The 14,663-nt window shown below is 30.1% G+C and carries 15 protein-coding genes; 9 read left to right on the top strand and 6 right to left on the bottom strand.

All coding sequences use genetic code 11. The features are described from left to right. The first annotated feature begins 116 nt into the window (after positions 1–116). The 5 genes from ACREWB_RS21330 (at position 117) to ACREWB_RS21310 (ending at position 3,262) form a co-directional block, all read left to right on the top strand. Complete coding sequence (locus ACREWB_RS21330; RefSeq protein WP_431549494.1) at positions 117–896, top strand: IS1096 element passenger TnpR family protein; 780 nt, start codon at positions 117–119, stop codon at positions 894–896. A gap of 218 nt (positions 897–1,114) precedes the next feature. Next, on the top strand, positions 1,115–2,665 hold the full coding sequence (locus ACREWB_RS21325; RefSeq protein ID WP_431549493.1) for an RNA-guided endonuclease TnpB family protein: 1,551 nt from the start codon (positions 1,115–1,117) through the stop codon (positions 2,663–2,665). Between the two features lie 139 nt (positions 2,666–2,804). After that, complete coding sequence (locus ACREWB_RS21320; protein WP_431549492.1) at positions 2,805–2,945, top strand: hypothetical protein; 141 nt, start codon at positions 2,805–2,807, stop codon at positions 2,943–2,945. 1 nt (position 2,946) lies between these two features. After that, positions 2,947–3,072 carry a hypothetical protein gene (locus tag ACREWB_RS21315; protein ID WP_431549491.1) on the top strand — a complete coding sequence of 42 codons (126 nt, stop codon included), beginning with the start codon at positions 2,947–2,949 and terminating at the stop codon, positions 3,070–3,072. A gap of 22 nt (positions 3,073–3,094) precedes the next feature. Further along, positions 3,095–3,262: a type II toxin-antitoxin system RelE/ParE family toxin gene (locus tag ACREWB_RS21310; protein ID WP_431549490.1), complete on the top strand. Its 168-nt coding sequence runs from the start codon at positions 3,095–3,097 to the stop codon at positions 3,260–3,262. 512 nt (positions 3,263–3,774) lie between these two features. On the opposite strand, the gene ACREWB_RS21305 is transcribed toward ACREWB_RS21310, so the two are convergent. The 3 genes from ACREWB_RS21305 to ACREWB_RS21295 form a co-directional block, all read right to left on the bottom strand. After that, positions 3,775–4,572, bottom strand: coding sequence for a PRC-barrel domain containing protein (locus tag ACREWB_RS21305; RefSeq protein WP_431549489.1), 798 nt, complete (start codon positions 4,570–4,572; stop codon positions 3,775–3,777). 54 nt (positions 4,573–4,626) lie between these two features. Further along, on the bottom strand, positions 4,627–4,773 hold the full coding sequence (locus ACREWB_RS21300; RefSeq protein WP_431549488.1) for a hypothetical protein: 147 nt from the start codon (positions 4,771–4,773) through the stop codon (positions 4,627–4,629). 305 nt (positions 4,774–5,078) lie between these two features. Continuing rightward, entirely contained in the window at positions 5,079–5,216 is a 138-nt protein-coding gene (locus ACREWB_RS21295) for a hypothetical protein (protein ID WP_431549487.1), read from the bottom strand. 165 nt (positions 5,217–5,381) lie between these two features. Between ACREWB_RS21295 and ACREWB_RS21290 the strand changes: the two genes are divergently transcribed. From ACREWB_RS21290 to ACREWB_RS21280, 3 genes are all read left to right on the top strand, one after another. Next, complete coding sequence (locus ACREWB_RS21290) at positions 5,382–5,618, top strand: hypothetical protein (protein ID WP_431549486.1); 237 nt, start codon at positions 5,382–5,384, stop codon at positions 5,616–5,618. A gap of 183 nt (positions 5,619–5,801) precedes the next feature. Next, positions 5,802–6,647, top strand: a complete 846-nt coding sequence (locus ACREWB_RS21285) for a DegV family protein (RefSeq protein WP_431549485.1) — start codon at positions 5,802–5,804, stop codon at positions 6,645–6,647. A 246-nt stretch (positions 6,648–6,893) separates the two neighbouring features. Next, positions 6,894–7,898 carry a DUF3231 family protein gene (locus ACREWB_RS21280; RefSeq protein WP_431549484.1) on the top strand — a complete coding sequence of 335 codons (1,005 nt, stop codon included), beginning with the start codon at positions 6,894–6,896 and terminating at the stop codon, positions 7,896–7,898. 148 nt (positions 7,899–8,046) lie between these two features. On the opposite strand, the gene ACREWB_RS21275 is transcribed toward ACREWB_RS21280, so the two are convergent. Continuing rightward, positions 8,047–8,646: a hypothetical protein gene (locus ACREWB_RS21275; RefSeq protein WP_431549483.1), complete on the bottom strand. Its 600-nt coding sequence runs from the start codon at positions 8,644–8,646 to the stop codon at positions 8,047–8,049. A gap of 268 nt (positions 8,647–8,914) precedes the next feature. Here ACREWB_RS21275 and ACREWB_RS21270 point away from each other — a divergent pair, with 268 nt between their 5' ends. Next, positions 8,915–9,754 (top strand): nitroreductase family protein, encoded by an 840-nt coding sequence (locus tag ACREWB_RS21270; RefSeq protein WP_431549482.1) that lies wholly within the window; start codon positions 8,915–8,917, stop codon positions 9,752–9,754. A 68-nt stretch (positions 9,755–9,822) separates the two neighbouring features. Here the strand turns inward: ACREWB_RS21270 and ACREWB_RS21265 are convergent, their stop codons facing one another. Both ACREWB_RS21265 and ACREWB_RS21260 read right to left on the bottom strand, forming a co-directional pair. Further along, the gene (locus ACREWB_RS21265) at positions 9,823–11,844 is read right to left on the bottom strand and encodes a sodium-translocating pyrophosphatase (RefSeq protein WP_431549481.1); all 2,022 of its coding nucleotides are present in this window, start codon (positions 11,842–11,844) and stop codon (positions 9,823–9,825) included. A gap of 263 nt (positions 11,845–12,107) precedes the next feature. Further along, positions 12,108–14,663, bottom strand: a complete 2,556-nt coding sequence (locus ACREWB_RS21260; protein ID WP_431549480.1) for a sigma-54-dependent transcriptional regulator — start codon at positions 14,661–14,663, stop codon at positions 12,108–12,110.

Raw genomic sequence — 14,663 nt, 5'->3', positions numbered from 1 at the left:
TTGTAAGAAATATGGAAAATAATTTATGGTGAAGGTGTGAGTATTTAAGTGAATTATACTCAGAATCAAAAATAAGTGGCGGTAAATGAGCATTAAAAGCTACAGAAAAGGTTGAGATGTTCAAACAGCTAAATGAGTTAGAAAAATATATTTTTTTGTTAGAGATATTATGGGTAGATTGTGATTTTGAAAAACTAGAATTTCAATCTTATAATAGTTTAGATGCAATGAAGGTTGCTATAAAAATGGAAATGGTTATTGGAAAAAAAGCAAATAAGAGGTTTTTAATAAATGAATTTGCAAGGGATATAAGCACCATATTATTATATTTATCTTATTTTGGAGTTATGGATGTTATAGAAGATGCTGAAATGAAATTGAAGTACAGTATTTCCAAAATTTTCTTTATGAAGGAAGTTATAATAACTCCATTGGGCGAGAAGATAATTAAAATATTAGATGAAAAAAGAAATTTAACAGAGTGGAATATAAGCCATAGAAAAGAATATGGCGACTGGAACATAGAATTTGATGAAGAATTTCTTACTGTATTCAAAGGTATATTTGATGATGTAGAGCTAGAAAAAACACTACCTAGAAAGGTAATTAAGTTTAAAGATGGGATATACACATTCAAAGTATCATTAGATAAGCAAACATGGTCAAAGATACAATTAGCTGCACATGACACTTTACATGATTTACATAATTTAATTCAAGAGGCATTTGAATTCGATAATGAACATATGTATTCATTTTTTATAGACGGAGAACCATGGTCAAAAAAATCATTTAAATGTCCTTACAATAACGAAGGTCCTAGTGCAGCTGAAGTGGAGATTGGAGAGTTAGATTTAATAGAAAAACAAAGTTTCTTATATATATTTGATAACTGAACCACGCACACTCGTTACTTCAGTGATGAGTTAGTGGTTCTTTGCGAAAGTAAAAACTTTTTATAATTTATGAACAGAATATATGTTCGTATTTTTGTTGTAATAAATGCATATATAGGACATAATAATACTAGAAAAGAAGTAGTAAAATGAAAAAGAAGATATAAAGGAATATATAAATGGTCAAAAGAAAAAATAGAAAGCGAGGTGAATATCCATTGGCAAAACAAATAACTCCTAATTATGTTTTAACTCTTAGTTTAGATACAAATAATAGAGACGAAATAATCTTAAATAAAAGATTTGAAATATGTAGAAAACTTTACAATGCTATTTTAGGGCTAGGGTTAAAAAAATTTAATGCTTTAAGCGAATTAAAGGTATATAAAAAAATAAGAAAAGAATTAGCAGAAATCAATAAATTATATTTTAAAGATGAAGAGAGTAAAAAATCTAAAATATATGAACAACTAAGAAAACAAAAATACAAAGAGTTAACTGATTTATTAAGAGGATACGGCATTAATGAATATTCACTTATAAATTACATGACACCAATGTATAAGCCATTTAATAAGAATATAGATAATAAAACTGCTCAAGCATTAGCGAGTAGAGCCTCTAAAGCATTAGAAAAGCTAATATTTAAAGATGCACAAAGGGTTAATTTTATTAAATATGATGAATTAAGAAGTGTTGAAGGTAAATGGAATAAAAGTGGGATAACTTATAGAGACGGGATTATTAAATGGAATGGATTAAATATTCCAATAATTATAAAATCTAATGATATTTATGCTCAAAAGGCTATTCAAGATAGAATTAAGTATTGTAGAATAATAAGAAAATTTATTCGCGGTAAATATAAGTACTATGTGCAATTAATAATGGAAGGTATATCGCCAGTAAAATATAATAAAGAAAATGGTGATGTAAAAAGAAGTATAGGGATAGGTAATGCTTTAATAGATATAGGAACTCAAACAATTGCAATATCTAGCAAATATGATGTTAAATTATTAGAATTATGTCCTGAGATTAATAACATTCAGGATATAAAAACTAAATTATCAAGAAAATTAGATAGGCAAAGACGTGCTAATAATCCGAATAATTACAATAGTGATGGAACTATAAAATTTGGTATTGTAATTAATGGAAAGAAAGAGAAATTAATATGGGTTAAGTCTAAAAAATATATTAAAACTCAAATGGAATTAAAGGATATTCAAAGGAAACAAACTGATATTAGAAAACAATCCCACGAGAAGTTGGCAAATTATATAATTTCATTAGGTGATAGAATCTTAGTTGAAAACGTGAATTTTAAAGGATTACAAAAAAGAAGTAAGAAAACCACTATTAATGAGAGGACTGGTAAATTTAATAAGAAGAAAAGATTTGGTAAATCCTTATCCAATAAAGCGTCTTCTAAATTAATAGAGATAATTAATAGAAAACTTAAATATGATGAACTGGAAATATTGAAAATAAATACACATAAAGTGAAGGCTAGTCAGTACAATCATTTTACTGATGATTACATAAAAAAAGAATTAAAGGATAGATGGAATTTTTCTACTGGAAATCAACGAGACTGTTACTCTGCATTTTTAATAATGAATGTCAGCAATGATTTAGAAAGTATTAATAGAAATTTATGTTTTGAGAGTTATGATAATTTTAAGAAATTACATGATAGAGAAATAAATAGACTTAGAATATTAAAAGAAAATGGTAATAAATTAATATCCAGTATGGGTATATAAATACTAACAAACATGGTTTTGAACCGAGCCATTATACTATCGTTAATGGGCTAAATGTAGTCTTTGGTAGTAAAAGTCTTATTGTAATTAGATGAGTCATAGTATGATGTAAGATATAGAAGGAATACAATCCCTATAAATGAGAGTATTATGGAAGTTTAAGAAGATAAGAACCACGTGCCTTCAGTCATGTGAGATTCAGGATGGTGTAGATGCAATGCAAAAAAAAATGGTGAGACCTTTTAAAGAAGCATTGGATGATATACAGAAAGTCTTATAAAATGAGCACTTTCAATATTCAAATTACTAAACCTGCTGAAGAGGATCTATATGAAATTGGTGCTTATATATTCAAAGAACTTTTAGAAACTGAAACTGCAAAAAAAAGTAATTTCAAAAATTGCTAAAGGAAATAGTTCTTTAGAAGATATGCCACTAAGGAATGCATTAGTAAATTATGAAAGATTAGCTTATATAGGGATACGAAAAATTATGGTGGATAACTATATTGTATTTTATATTGCTAATGATGAAAGTAAAACAGTTACTATTATTAGAATATTATATGGTAGGAGAGATTGGATAAATTTATTATAGTTAAAATGCTAACAGGGAATTAAAAACCCTGTTTTTTTCTCGCACTAAAATAATGAACCAGAGGAGTAGTGATTAAACATTATTTGAATTTATTTATAAACTATTTTAAAGATACAAAAGGGGAGTTCATTTTATGAACTTCCCTTTTGTATTGTTGTGAAAAAATTAATTTTAGTAACATCACCGCCAGCAAGTGGAAAAACCTATATCGCAAAAAACTTACTGAGGAATTAAGCCATGTTGTGTATCTTGATAAAGATACACTCATAACGCTATCGAAACAGATTTTTGTTGCAGCAGGTGAAGAATACAATAGAAGCAGACTTTTCTCCAGTAGATGAATGACCCATTTTATGTTAAACTCTCTCTCAACAGCTTGCTGTTTCCATATGCCGATGACCTAAGTCCCATAAAGCAAAGTTACAACAAATATTATTCCCTTCAAAAACAATCATCTTCTCGATTATTTTTGAAGGGAATAATAAACTTTTAAATATAAATGCTAATTTTACCTAACGAGAATTGTTCTTGACATCCTGTTCAACCTGCCAGTATCCCTTACGATTATAATGTTCATATAGTCTAATCTCATAGTCTCGGTTTAATATAGATTCTTCCGTGTACTCCGGTGACTGCTTGATATCCTTACACAGAAAGTTTACGAATACTTTTGACTCGTCCCAACTAAGGCAACTTATCCATTGTGTTGAAAGCACGATCTTTTTCCCTGGCAACCAATTCTGTGTATCAATTATCAGATAACGTATCTCCCATGTCTCTTCATCTATAATAAAATCATCAACGTGGCCAATCTTACCATCCATGGCCTGAATGTCGTAGCCACTCACCTTATGTGTGCTACGTAAATGTGGATCCCATTCATTATCAGACATAGTAGATTCTATAACCTTTTCTTTGTTATTCTTAGTCTCAATCAAGGGATATGCGCCCACATCTGGTGGGCAAACGCCTACCATTTGTTGCCCAACACAATGCATTGGCAAATCAAAATATCCATTCAATTTTTCCTGGAATTGTCTCGAGACTGGCTTATGACTGTCCAAGGTTGGACTGTTCTCAATTTTACTTTTGGTCAAATTAATGCTGATGTATTCCTCTTCTTTACAAATGGAGACTATTGAATTAGGTGAGATTAACACCCGTCTACCAGTTAACCAATTTCCTGTATCGGCCATCAGATATCGAATGCTCCAGTTTTGATCATCGAAATAGAATTCTTTCGCCTTACCTATTTCCCCATCGAGGCTGTTCAATTTGTAATTCTTTAATGTTTTAGCTTTGTTTAACATACAAGTACTCCTTTCTTTTCCGGTTCCATAGAAGAGAAACAAGGAAAAATCAAATTAACTTATAGATCTCTTGCCAGTTGCAAAAGTATTTCTTTGCTCATTTTGTTGCTTTATAGATGCGTTGGTTTCACAAAAACTAGTAACACTTGCTGACATTTTCCCGATTTTTAAAAAAAAAGCAACATAAGTTTTTATATCCAATTTAATACTTTTTTCATAAATATAAGTACTATTAGTTATTATTGTCCTGCTATACTATAATTATACCATTTGTGTCATTATATTTCAACATTCTTCGACAATCATATTAATTATACTATCATTTCCCAATTATACCCCCCTCTAATTATTCACACACTAATAAAAAACTCCCCCTATTAGCTACCCCACCAAGGGGATAGTTAACATTTAACTTACTATTTTTCAAATTTTATAGGTTTAAACCATCTACAACTTATAAGTTTAATTAATTCCTCAATTTTATGGTACCACCCACGTGGCAAATGTCAAAAAACGTACCCAATGGATGCTCTATTCATACGCTCGTATCCATTTCCTTCTTCACCAAATAAATATCCTTCGTCAAAGAATACCATAGCTTCTTCATGCATTAGTTTCTCAAGCTCGTTTAAGTCCATACTCATCCAGTCTGATTATGAGGGCTACAGAATAGTAATATTTTATTGTTTAAATTTAAGCTATGTTAGCTAGAATATAAAGCATTGCTATGGAAGAATATATATAACTTATGATATAATGATATATTAGTTTTGTATTAAATAATAATCATATAAAGGGGAAATGAAATCTTGAAAAATGATAAATTAAAAGATCACATTACAGAAATTGTTGAAAATCAAATGAGGGATAATAATCCTGAATGTACAAATGAAGTTTTTGAAAAATTAGTAGCTAGTGGATATGCAGAAGATATTGTAAAGAAAATGATTGGAGCAGTTCTAGTAGAGGAACTACATTATATTTTAAAAAATGAAGAGTTATTTAATGAAGATAGATATAGGGAGAAATTATATAACTTGTTGTAATTTTAAGACAGTATGAAAAGAATACAAACAAAAAAATGGTGAAAGCCAAAGAGGGGAACTGCTGAAAAAAATATATATATTTCTGTTTTAAAAAAAGATAAGAATAAACGGTATGAAACGCGAATATTATAAAAATATAAACGCATTATAATTTTTCAATAATATGAAAGGAGCTTTGCTGAAATGAACAATATTACAATTGTAACAGATAGCACAAGTGACTTAGATATAAATTTAATGGCAGAATATAATATAAAATTTGCGCCTATAACTGTAGACATAAATGGAGAAATATATCTAGATAAAGTTAACTTAGATAGTACTACTTTTTTTGAAAAAATAAAGGAAAAGAATATTTTTCCGAAAACTGCACAAGTACAACCCTATGCTTTTGAACAAATATTTGAAAAAGAACTAGCTGATGGAAATGATATATTATGTATAACTCTTTCAAGAGAGCTTAGCGGAACCAATAATTCTGCACGCATAGCAAAAGATAGTATACAAAGTGATAGGATACATATAATTGACTCTGAAACAGTAACTATTGGTTTAGGTTTTCTAGTAGTTGAGGCTGCAAAAAAAGTTAGGGAAGGTAAAAATATAGATGAAATAATAAGTTATATAAACCAATTAATAAAAAGGCAACAATCAATTGTTTATTTAGATACAATGGAAATGCTTAAACGAGGCGGTAGAATTTCTCCAGCAAAGGCGAATATAGGAGGGATGCTTGGTATAAAACCTATACTCACAATAAAAAACGGGTTGCTTGAGCCAATTGAGAAGGCTAAAGGTAGAAAAGCAGGAGTCAGAAAAATAGTAGAATATATAAGAGGTAAGAACATAGATACAGCTTTTACAACAATGCTGGCATATTCAGAAGATAAAACAGAATGCGATAAATTAGTAAAAATATTATCTGAAAAATTTGGTATAACGGATTTTATGATAGGAGAAATTGGACCTTCTGTGGGATCACATAGTGGACCAGGTGCATTAGCCGTATTTTTTATAAGTAAATCATAACTCTTTAGAATTAGAAAACCAATTACTGAAATGTGGCCTGCAACTCTTCCTACCATAGGGAGCATAATTAAAGGAAAATATCCACCGTCTGGGTAAGATGAATTTATCCAGGCGGTTTTTTATATTTAATTAACGTTTTACTTAAAATATTGACTATGTTTAAGAAAGATGTTCATAAATAAAAACATATTAATTTATAAAAAGAGAATACTAAATTTATCAGCTATAAAATAGGAGGGTTTTATTATGAATGATGTAAAAAAAATACCACTAATTGCGTCAGAAGTAACAGGGTTATGGAAGTCATACATGATTTCTTCAATGCTAGTATCTATCATGAAGTATTTTCTAAACCACGTAGAATGTGAAGAAATTCGTGGTGTTTTACAGGAATGTTTGGATATATCAAATGAACATATTAAAGATTTAACTATTTTTTTTAATGAAGAGGAACTATCAATACCAGATGGAATTAGCGACAGCGATGTTAATATAAATGCTCCACGTTTGTTTACTGATTCTTTCTATTTGCAATACTTGGGTTTCATAGCAAGATTTGCATTGCATAATTACGCTTTAATTTTAAATCATATAGCTCGTTCTGATATTAGAGATTACTTTTCAAAATGCATTAATATGAATGTTGAATTTTTTAATCATTCAGCAAATGTTCGATTATCAATGGGTGTTTTTATTAGAGCTCCAAGAATAGATGTGCCTAAAGAGGTTCAATATGTAAAAGCTCAAAGTTTTATATATGATTGGTTTGGAGAAAAAAGACCTTTGCTTACATGCGAAATAACTCACATTTTTTCCATTGTTGTTTCAAATATAGTTGGAAGAGCAATAACAACGGGATTTGGGCAAGTTTCTAAAATAAAAAAGAATTCTGACTTTTTCTTCGAAGGTAAAAGTGTTGCATCAAAACAAATTGGTGAATTAACTTCGCTCTTAACAGATGAAGGTATTCCAATCCCTTCTACTTCTGATTCATGTGTAACTGACTCCACAATTGCGCCTTTTTCAGAAAAGTTAATGATGATTCATACAGCAGCGTTAGCATCATCAGGGATAGGTAATTTAGGTATAGCTATAGCAGATAATATGCGGAGTGACCTGCAGGCTAAGTATATTAAATATGTTAGTGAAGATATAAAATATGCTAAACATGGTACAGATATTCTAATTGATAATGGATGGCTAGAACAACCTCCTCAAGCAATAAAACATGAGAATTTAGTGCAATTCTAAGATTATAAATACTAAAATTACATATTTTAAAACCTAAAGTTAGGGTAATCTAGCCTTAGGTTTTTACTTTAAACTTATATATCCACGCACTGAGTATTTTCAAAACTAAAGGTTTAATATAGCAGAATAGTTGCGTTTGGTGCATACATTATTTTATGTATGTAGAAATAAATTCGTTTGACACTTTAACGATTTTATCTGCGTTTGTCCAATGTAAATAATGATTTCCACTAAGAACTTCAATTTTTTGAATATCAGAGTTTGAAATTAATTGTTTATGAAGTGGCAACCATTCTTTATTGCTGTGCACCGAATCCGTTGATAAAAAGGATAAAACAGGTAATTTATTTGGATATTTCACATCATATAGTTGTTCTGTGTTTTCATTTATCACAGATATATTGCTGCTGTTCCAGGCTGTTGCAATTTTATTAATTTTAACTTGTTCACTAGAATAATAGTTGTTTTTGTTAATGCCATCGTCAACACTTGGCAAAAGATATGTAATACCCCTTACAATTCCAAACGTATTAAGCAACGTCAAATCTGGTGACATATTAGCGTTTTTATGGTTTTTTGTTTGATTCGGTGTAGACATGTCAATACCAATAATTGCCTCCACTTCTTTCGGGTAATTTATAGCATAGTACATAGAATATATGCCAGATATAGAGTGGGGCATTAAAATGTATGGCCCATCAATTTTTAATTCTTTCAGTGCTGTTCTTATTTCCTTTACAATTTTCATCTAATCCTATTTTATTATAAGCAAAAGCTGCAGCAGTCATTATTACCCAAACTTCACTCAATATATCTTATTTTATCATAAATTAAATAAAATACCGCACAAAACTTTTAGATTGCATATACTCTCACTTATTCTACAGCTGGAATATCAGCGGGCATCCATTTTTAAATAATCATATTCCTTATACTTTAAATTAATGTATAATAAGTATATAAACAAATTATAATTTAAATTGTCTAAACTCAATAATAATTTAAAAGGAGCAATTATGGAATTTCAAAAGTCAGTTATTGAACTTATAAAGATGAGGACATCAAGCAGGTCATATGATCAAAGAAATATTGAAAGTATAACCATTAGAAAGATAAATGATTATATTACAAAAATTAATGAAGAAACAAAGTTAAGGGTTAGGTTTATATTTATACAAAATAATGATAATGATGGTGGGAAAGCAAAAAAACTAGGGACGTATGGTATTATATCAGGTGCGAATTCATTTATTATTGGAATATTAGATAAAGAAGAAAAAGATGCACTTGAATTTGGGTATTTATTCGAAAAAATTGTGCTCTATATAACGGATTTGGGACTTCAAACATGTTGGCTCGGTGGAACTTTTAATAAGGGTAATTTTGAACAAAATATGAGTTTATCTTATAATGAATTCATAGCAATTGTTTCTCCTGTAGGAATAAAAAAAGAAAAGCCTAGACTTTTTGAATCAGCTATGAGAGCAGTTATTGGTGCTAATAAACGAAAACCATGGAGTGACTTGTTTTTTGAGGTAGATAGTTTAGTGCCACTAAAAGAAGAGAGTGAGGGACAATATGCTGTTCCATTAGAGATGGTAAGACTTGGACCTTCTGCTTCAAATAAACAACCTTGGAGGATTATAAAAGATAAGAATGCATATCACTTTTTCCTTTGCAGAACAAAAGGCTATGGAGTAACTGGTTACGATATGCAAAAAAATGATATTGGCATAGCCAAATGCCATTTTGAGCTATCTGCAAATGAACTTGGGTTAAAAGGCAGGTGGCAAGAAATTAAAAATATAAATACACCAAATGACTGGGAGTACATTTGTAGCTGGTCTAATGTATAAATTGTTGTTAAAAAAAATGAGTAGGACTATTTTAAACTTAAAATAGTCCTACTCATTTTTGTATTCAATTATTTTAGAAATTTTAGTAATATTCCACCATATTGAAATATTACTGGTGCAAATACTAATGAAACTATAGTCATAAGCTTTATAAGTATATTCATTGAGGGGCCTGAAGTATCCTTAAATGGATCACCTACAGTATCTCCAACAACGCTGGCTTTATGACAATCACTGCCTTTTCCACCGTGATTTCCAACTTCGATAAATTTCTTCGCATTATCCCATGCGCCACCTGAGTTAGCCATAAATATTGCCAGTAAAACTCCACTACTTACTGTTCCTGCAAGTAAACCACCTAAAGCTTCTGCCCCTAATAGCATTCCAACAATTAGTGGAACAGTAATAGCCAATATTCCTGGTAATATCATTTCTTTTAAAGCTGCTGCTGTAGATATGTCTACACATTTTTTATAATCTGGAGTACCAGTTCCTTCCATAAGACCTGGTATTACTTTAAATTGTCTTCTAACCTCTCGGATCATTTCATTAGCAGCTTTACTAACTGATTCCATAGTCAAAGCTCCAAATAAAAATGGTAACATAGCTCCTATAAGTAATCCAACTAAGGTTACAGGTTGTAGCAAATCAATAGCAGTTAATTGAACCTTTTGTGCATATGATGCAAATAACGCTAAAGCTGTAAGTGCTGCAGATCCTATGGCAAAACCTTTGCCAATAGCAGCTGTTGTATTTCCAACTGAATCTAGTTTGTCGGTTACTTCTCTTACACTTGCTGGAAGTTTTGACATTTCTGCAATTCCACCTGCATTATCTGCTATAGGACCATAAGCATCAACAGCTATTGTTAATCCTGCAGTAGACAACATTCCTACTGCGGCTAATGAAATGCCATATAAACCCATAAGAGTATTTGAGTATCCTCCCATAGCATAATAAGATGCTAAAACACCTGCTGCTATAAACATAATAGGATATACTGTTGATTTCATTCCTACTGCCAAACCTGATATAATTGTTGTGGCAGCACCAGTTTTAGATTGATATGCAATATTTTTTACATGTTTGTACTCTGCTGATGTATATATTTCTGTAATCTTACCAATGATCATACCAACAGCTAACCCTATAGCAATTGGTACAAATGCTTTAAAGTCATTGAACATATATTTACTTAAAACAGCTGCAAAAACAATTACGATTCCTCCACCAATATAAGTACCTGTATCTAAGGTTTTTTGAGGATTATTATTTTTTCCTTTTCTAGCTATAAATACTCCTATAATAGATGCTAAAATCCCTATTGAAGCTAGAGCAAAAGGATATGCTGCGCCTGTTCCATCTTTATATAATAATGAACCTAAAGTCAATGCTGATATTATAGAGCCAACATATGATTCAAATAGGTCGGCACCCATGCCAGCTACGTCTCCTACATTATCTCCAACGTTATCTGCTATTACTGCTGGGTTTCTTGGATCATCTTCTGGGATTCCTATTTCAACTTTACCAACTAAGTCAGCTCCAACGTCTGCTGCTTTAGTATATATTCCACCGCCCACACGAGCGAATAAAGCTATAGAACTAGCTCCGAGTCCAAAGCCTGTTAAAAAATCTACGTTGTTATTAAATATTATGTATAAAATTCCGAGTCCAACTATTCCTAGTCCTACAACAGATAAACCCATTACAGCTCCACCTGAAAAAGCAATTTGAAGAGCCTTCTCTTGTCCATGTCTTGCTGCCTCAGCTGTTCTAACATTAGCTTTAGTAGCAACTTTCATTCCAAAATAACCTGCTAAAATAGAAAAAATTGCTCCTGCAATGAAACAAACTGCTGTTTGCCAGTTTATGAAAATTAATATTAAGGGAGCGACTACTGAAATAAAGATAGCAAGGTAAGTATACTCTCTTTTTAAGAATGCCATAGCACCTTCTTCTATGTACCCTGCTATTTCTTTCATCCTATCGTTACCAGTACTTTCCTTAGTGACACCTTTGGCTAATAAAAATGCACACAAAAGTGAAACGATACCACAAGCAATGCTTATATAATAACTATTGTTCATTTTTCCATTCCTCCTCATTCATTAAACAAAAATATTTTATCATAATATAAGATAATTTGCAATATAATGTTTCTAAAGTTGTGCTTTTTAAAGAAACCATAAGTGAATTGCAATAAAAGTTAAAAATTATTTTCAGTTTATTCTATAAGGCTTGCGTCTAGAAACAATAATTGTGAACTTTTGTATTTACAAGCATAAAAGAACTCCCATAGCCTTTGGCAGGGGAGTTCTTTTATGCACTGAGCAAGTAGAATAACTTACAGTTATCTGTTTATAATTTTTATAATATAACATAGCTCAGCATCATTAATATTGATTGTATATTCTTTTTCAAGAATACTTGCAGCCTGCTTTATTTGTTGAAACTGATTAATGTGAATTTTTTTAAAATCATCTATATTTTCAAATATTACAATATCTTTATGTATACACCGGTCTAACATGCAGCCAAGGTGAACTATAAAATCAATAATATCATCTTGATGTTCACTATTATAATTTAATTTAATAGCTTCAATAAATTTGTTTATATTTATTATAGCTAGTTTTGGATTTATATATTTAACATATTGCTCAAGCATTTCCTTAGAAGTTTCGTAAACACTTTTATTATCGTTAGTAGTTTCGTTTTTAGTACTTGTATTTGTATCTAAAAATTTTATGAATTGTTTCTGGAAGCTTTCATCTAAAAGTTTGTTTATTGGAAAGTAGGGTATATCTTTATTAATCAAAGAGGCGTAAATATCTTCAAGAGTAGAATCTTTGTATAATATGTTTCTTAGTGATTCTATAACTAGAAGAGTGGATACATTGGCTATAGTTTTGATTTTAATTCCCGTTTCATTCATAAGCTTTTTACCTAAGTTACCTAAAGACCCCATATCTACAAGAAAAAGAATACCGTTACCTTTATTAATGGCTAATGCCGTAGTTTTTATCCTATTGTAAGTTTCAGTTATATTAACATCAAGAGGCATATCAATTGCCTTAACTAAATCCGTATTTAAAAGTGAATTTGCTACATTAGACATACTAGATGCGGTACTATCACCATGACATGAAACAATAAGTCCAATATTACTTGGTTTTATAACATCTAATTTATTATTTGCCAATAATATGGTAAGAAAACCTTTCTCATCTTCAGGAATAATAACATTAAATTTCTCATTTAATAGATTGACTAATACCTTTGCAACCCTAAATTCTTCGGGATGGTCCTTTTTTATTTTTAAGACATTAGGGTTTACGATGGGTTTTTTATCTGCAATTCTTTTCAAAAGGGATTGTAAATGAAATGCAAATGCAAAAATAAATTTATTGTTAAACTTAGTAGAAAGTTCCTGTTGTGCAATAATTATTAGCTTAGCAGATGCATCTGCGATATCTTTAGAAACAAGTTTATATAATTGATCTATATTTAACCTGTTTGAATTAAAAGTTTTCATTACATTACTAAAATGATTCTCAATTAGAGTGCTTATTTCTAGGTCAATTGATTCTTTAGCAAGTCCCTTAAGTTTCAAATCATCAACTTTTTTAATTATAAGTTCATAGATATCCTTTTTTGACTTACTAGGTTGATAATCATTACCAGAAGAAGGAGATATAATAAGGTTTTCTGTAAACATATTTAAATATGTTTTAACATCATCGCTTATATTATTATAATTAAAAACAAAATCTCGTAATTCTTTATCCAACATTTTAAATTCTATAATAAGTTCCTGGTTGCTTTGAAGATGTTCAAGAAAAAATTTTGCACAAAGAAGTCTTATTTCAGATTTTAACTGACCTATATTACCTAATTTGAATTCATATAGGGCAAGAGCTTTAAGCACTTCAGGTGAAACTCTAATTTTCATATTCAAATTTATTGATTCATATGAAAATAAACTTTCAATTATTTCTATTTTTTCACTGATATCTTTTTGTGCGAAAAGGGGGAGAGTTATAAGTACAGGGATTCTTCTCAAAAATGTAGACAAAAGTGTACCGCTTGGATTTTCAGTGGTAGCAGCTATAATTAATATATTACTTTTTCTTTTTTTTCCAGCTTCACCTAACCGGTGATATTCTCCTTTGTCCATAAGATTAAAAAGCATTTCTTGTCCCTCATGGAGTAGTCTATGAATTTCATCAAGAAATAGTATTCCGTTATTGGCTTTTTCAACTAAACCAATGTTTTCTTTTTCAGCACCTGTAAATGCACCTTTACAGTGACCAAATAATTGTGATAATAGCAACTGTGGATTGTTAAAATAGTCAGAACAATTAAAAGATATAAAGGGGAAAATGCTTTCGGAAAGGTCTTTTTTAGATTTTCCAAATTCATACATGGCATGAGCAAAGGTAGTTTTCCCAACTCCACTTTCACCTAAAATTAAGGTGTGAAGACCTTTAGGTGGATATATGACAGCTGCTTTAGCTTGACCTATTTGAGTTAAAAGACTATTAGTACTCCCTATTAAATGTTGGAAGGGATCATTTGGGATATTCTCTGTTTTTATATTATTAATAAAACTTTCTAATTCAGTAGTTGTAAATGTATTGTTTAAAAGTTTAGTATTGCCTACATTAAGAGCCTCAATAATGGTTTTTGGCACGAAAGTCACAGGTCTACTATTTATTTTTACTAGTTTTGATGTTTTCCATAGTTCACTTAATATAGTACTGGCGTTGTTTCTGACTATATTTAAATATTCTTGTATTTCAGCAGCATCTACTCCATAGGTATTATGATTTTTTATGGAATCAACCATATTATCTATTGTGATTTTTTCTGATATATATTTGAAAACAATATCAATATTTTTCAA

This window comes from Clostridium sp. (assembly GCF_050717635.1).
Classification (GTDB): Bacteria; Bacillota; Clostridia; order Clostridiales; family Clostridiaceae; genus Clostridium_AD.
Note: the sequence above shows the minus strand (reverse complement) of the source record. Positions and strands in the feature narration are given on the sequence as shown.

Coding starts and splice junctions, on each gene's coding strand:
- ACREWB_RS21265 (WP_431549481.1), bottom strand. CDS start 11,844: ATGAACAATAGTTATTATATAAGCATTGCTTGTGGTATCGTTTCACTT.
- ACREWB_RS21310 (WP_431549490.1), top strand. CDS start 3,095: ATGCCACTAAGGAATGCATTAGTAAATTATGAAAGATTAGCTTATATA.
- ACREWB_RS21270 (WP_431549482.1), top strand. CDS start 8,915: ATGGAATTTCAAAAGTCAGTTATTGAACTTATAAAGATGAGGACATCA.
- ACREWB_RS21295 (WP_431549487.1), bottom strand. CDS start 5,216: ATGAGTATGGACTTAAACGAGCTTGAGAAACTAATGCATGAAGAAGCT.
- ACREWB_RS21315 (WP_431549491.1), top strand. CDS start 2,947: ATGAGCACTTTCAATATTCAAATTACTAAACCTGCTGAAGAGGATCTA.
- ACREWB_RS21280 (WP_431549484.1), top strand. CDS start 6,894: ATGAATGATGTAAAAAAAATACCACTAATTGCGTCAGAAGTAACAGGG.
- ACREWB_RS21285 (WP_431549485.1), top strand. CDS start 5,802: ATGAACAATATTACAATTGTAACAGATAGCACAAGTGACTTAGATATA.
- ACREWB_RS21330 (WP_431549494.1), top strand. CDS start 117: ATGTTCAAACAGCTAAATGAGTTAGAAAAATATATTTTTTTGTTAGAG.
- ACREWB_RS21320 (WP_431549492.1), top strand. CDS start 2,805: ATGAGAGTATTATGGAAGTTTAAGAAGATAAGAACCACGTGCCTTCAG.
- ACREWB_RS21305 (WP_431549489.1), bottom strand. CDS start 4,572: ATGTTAAACAAAGCTAAAACATTAAAGAATTACAAATTGAACAGCCTC.
- ACREWB_RS21275 (WP_431549483.1), bottom strand. CDS start 8,646: ATGAAAATTGTAAAGGAAATAAGAACAGCACTGAAAGAATTAAAAATT.